Here is a 3,868-nt window from a genome sequence, read left to right on the forward strand (position 1 = left end):
TCTGCAGTGGGCACCTTAGTAGAACTCAGCAGTGGCTATCTCATCCTCGCTAAAATGGACGATGCCACCGCTACATCAGCGGTAGCAGGCTTCAGTGCGGCCTTAAACCGAATGCCGACGACGGCCCGAAAAAGCATGACCTATGACCAGGGCCGCGAAATGGCGCAGCATGCAAAGATCACTCAGGAAACCGGCGTCGCCATTTACTTTTGCGATCCACATAGCCCCTGGCAACGGGGCGCCAACGAAAATATCAATGGCCTTATCCGCCAATATTTACCGAAAGGGACGGATCTTTCCGTGCATAGCCAAGAAGAGCTCGACGCTATCGCTTTCGAGTTGAATATGCGCCCTCGAAAACGCTTTGATTTTAAATGTCCGATAGAAGTGATGAGCGAACTGATGGCCAAGTATCATGAAAGCCCGTCAACCATCCAATGAGTGTGTTGCACTCAGTGTCTGCATCCGCCCTGTTAAAAAATCAGAATCTCTTAAAATTTCTTTGCCATGCAGCTGAAACCCAGTAGTTTTGAATGATTCTTTATATATAGTATCAAGAAGCTCGAAAATGCTGGGGTCTTTTGAAAATAGAAACTTAGATGCTTCTTTGCTGGCAATAAAAGCTCGACGGGTCTCTTTACTAACCTCCCCTTCAGAAAGCTCCTGAAAGAAACGGAGTGTGTCCGTGTATACTGTAAAGCGCTTATTATAGAGATCAAGATTTAACTTTCTTTGATTAGTTGCCATTTGTTGATACGCGATATAAGCCAGAAATACAGCCATTATCGCTGACGGGATAAGCTCTATTAGATTTGAACAAATCATTTATTGCTACTCACTAGTTTCGTATAACAGGTATTAGACTGCTCATCTTATGATTGGATAAACGCGCCTGCTCCATTTCCCATTATGTCTGCTACGGATCGATAGCACCTAAGCACGAGCATTCCTGTTTCGGCCAAGTGCGGACTTTCAACAAGCACTGATATAACGAGGCTGTAGAAAAACCCGATTTCGAGCCACCTCTACCGCCTTTTGTCCTTATTCATTTACCCAGCCGGGTATATGGCTGAGTAATCTTAGTATCGGCATTTAGCCACTTGAGCGGCCAGCTAAAGCTTGCTGAAGACGGCCTTTTGCTCTTAAGCGCAACTTATCCCGCTCATAGCCCTTCATGACGCAACCAAGTGGCCATAATTCGCTAACTTCTCAATATTGTGCACTAAGCAGTAGAGCTGCCACTGGCCTTGCACCTTTTTCTTACCTCGAAGGCTGAAGCGGTTCAGTCTTTTCGTTGTGCCAATATTGCCGAACACCGGCTCTACAACTGACATGCGATGGCTGTAAATCTCTTTGCCCTTCGGGCTATCAACTCGGTGCTTCATCCAGTCAGTGTAATTGGGTAAGCGGTTGTTCTCGACAATAAAAGACACTTGTCGCCCTGCGCCGTTGCGATGGTCGGCAGAGCTCGGGTTCTGCATGCATCGGACTTTCTTGGGGCAGTGCCGACATTGCAACAAACGTCCTTCAAAGTGTACCCGGATCTTGCCAGTGTCCGTTTCTCGTTGCCCGCGATAGGACAGCTTTTCGCCGGTTGGGCAGATACACGTTAGCGCTACTGGATCAAACTGAAACGCGCTGGCGGGCGTCGTCTCTCGCCAGCCTTTGTCCGGCAGGTTCTGGTGGCGCTTGCCGTATTTGTCTTTCTGGTCGGCGAACTTCGGATCTCGGCTGCGGAACTGGTTATCGGGGATGTAGCCGTTGATCTGCTGTTCGTGCAGATACTTCATATTGGCTTCGTTGGCAAAGCCTGTATCCGCGGTGACGACGGTGCCTTTCTGGTAGATGTTGTCCGCAATCCCGAGCTTCTTAAAACGGGCTGCGACCGTTTCCAGTACGGGCTGCAAGGTGTGATGTTCCTGGCCTTCGCCAAAGGCCTGAGCGTCAATGACGATCTGGTGCTTTTTATCCACCGTGGCGACGCCGTTATAGCCCTGAATCGTGCCCTTGCTGGTGGTCATTTTGGCACTTTCGTTACCGGTCAGATTGCCCTTCACTTCCTTGATTCGCTTCCCCCGGCCCATCCTTGGGCTGCTCGTCTTTAGGAAACGATCCACTTTGTTCATGGTGGCATCTAGCGAGAGAATCGTCCTGGCCCGTCGGATATCCCGGTCCAGATCGGCTTCCGTCTCGGCCTCATCGCGCGCGTAGTGCTCCAGTAGGTGATGCCGAATCAGGCTTCTCAGCTTCTCACGCTTCTCGCCCAACTCTTTGAATGTGCCAGACCACTCTTTGGAAGCGTCGGAGGACATCTTGCAGCCATCAATGGCAAAGAGTTCGTTACCCAACAAGCCTTGTTCGTGGCACACCAGCAGCACTTGTTCGAACAGCGCTTCAATCTCATCAGCATGGCGGCTGACGAAGCTGGCCAATGTGGTGAAGTGGGGAACGGTATCGCAGGAAAGGGCTTTGAAAATGATGTTGGTCTCGCAGCACCATTGCATTTCACGACTGGAGGTGATGCCTTTTGAGTAAGCAAACAGGATAATTTTGAGCAGGATAGCCGGATCATAGGCCAGCCGACCGGTCGCATCGTTGCGGTACTTGGGATGGAAAACGGATAGGTCGAGCTTGTGCTCGATCAGGTAGTGCACGGCGTGTTCAAAAGTACCTGGCTGGAGCTGATCCTGGTAGTTGATCACCACCATGGCGTTCTGATCGTAGTTATAAGCCTTGAAGCGCGGCATGCTGACCACTCCTCGTCTGTTTCCTCGATCCTACCAAAACCTGGCCATCAGCGGGGTTTTTCTACAGCCTCAACGCCGCATTCAGCGGCTTTTCCGCTGCAATGCTTTGCTAGCTACTTTGAACTGAACAACATGAGAGACAGCAGTTACTGGTGTGCTCGTGGTATGAATCCTCAGGATAAACAACGTTACCACGGCACCCTGCCGAGATGCAGTCACGCCTCTCAATTTCAGAAAAAGATTCGCAGATCCAGCATTTAAGTTCTTCTGAATCTCGGAGATTCGGTTCCAGTAAGGCATAATTTGCGTCAACTATCATTCCTGATTCAATTGAGCAATTCATACAGTACGGACAATAGTATCTTCGTCCAGAACCCGGCATACCTATTAATTTTCTAAATTTATTATCCGATAAGTACTTCTCAAAAAATTTGAAATAGTAGAGCAGCTGCATTTGCTCTTCTTCTTCGTTTGAAACGCCGTAAAGTGGCTCCGTTAACATAACTGATTTGAAATCTTTTACCCAGCCAGCTCCCCATAAGTTTGTCAAAAACATAGCGATCAACTCGATAATGTATGCTGGCCCCAAAATATCTCGGTGTAGACCATGGGTGTATTTATTGCGCTTCTTTCGCAAATCATCCAATCTCACCTTAACGATTGGCTCTATTTTCTTAGAAGTTATTTCCTGAAAAATAACGAGTAAATCATCAAACTGATGTATAAATAGATCCTCGAAGTCCTTATTTTCTTTCGACAAACCCCATTTAGAAGGCTCTCCCGCAATCAAGAGCAGTGAATCAACTTTACATATTTCATGCTTAAAATAATTTTCAATGGAGAGAAAGAGCATTATCAACGAATTTCCGAGTATTCCCTGCCGGCTTTCCCACTCTTCATCAACCTCATCGTTAGTTTCCCAGTCATCATGGACGGCAAGAGCCACTTCTGTCTTCAGTAAAAGATCTACTGATTGAACCAAATACTGGACACTTAAGTTCTTGAATTCTTCTGGCGATGGTTTGTTAGTTATCATTTTCGATACGAAACCTGTATGTATTTGGCCAGCTAACACTGGAGTTAAGCTGCGGCGCGTAGCGCCGTCGACTTGAACGACTTGT

4 protein-coding genes are annotated in these 3,868 nt (G+C 47.9%); 1 reads left to right on the forward strand and 3 read right to left on the reverse strand.

Features of this window, described 5'->3' with window-relative positions; genetic code table 11:
- Positions 1-441, forward strand: a 441-nt coding sequence (locus tag ACT3TY_RS17755) for an IS30 family transposase (protein ID WP_444629080.1), incomplete at its 5' end; no start/stop codon positions are given.
- On the opposite strand, the gene ACT3TY_RS17760 is transcribed toward ACT3TY_RS17755, so the two are convergent.
- The 3 genes from ACT3TY_RS17760 to ACT3TY_RS17770 all read right to left on the reverse strand — a co-directional run.
- On the reverse strand, positions 427-825 hold the full coding sequence (locus ACT3TY_RS17760) for a hypothetical protein (RefSeq protein WP_444629081.1): 399 nt from the start codon (positions 823-825) through the stop codon (positions 427-429). The two genes, ACT3TY_RS17755 and ACT3TY_RS17760, sit on opposite strands and share 15 nt — an antisense overlap.
- A gap of 347 nt (positions 826-1,172) precedes the next feature.
- On the reverse strand, positions 1,173-2,747 hold the full coding sequence (locus ACT3TY_RS17765) for a transposase (RefSeq protein ID WP_444629082.1): 1,575 nt from the start codon (positions 2,745-2,747) through the stop codon (positions 1,173-1,175).
- A 109-nt stretch (positions 2,748-2,856) separates the two neighbouring features.
- The coding region (locus tag ACT3TY_RS17770) for a hypothetical protein (RefSeq protein ID WP_444629083.1) at positions 2,857-3,868 on the reverse strand (1,012 nt) is incomplete at its 5' end.

The organism is Halomonas sp. AOP22-C1-8 (assembly GCF_052378905.1).
Taxonomy (GTDB): Bacteria; Pseudomonadota; Gammaproteobacteria; order Pseudomonadales; family Halomonadaceae; genus Vreelandella; species Vreelandella citrativorans.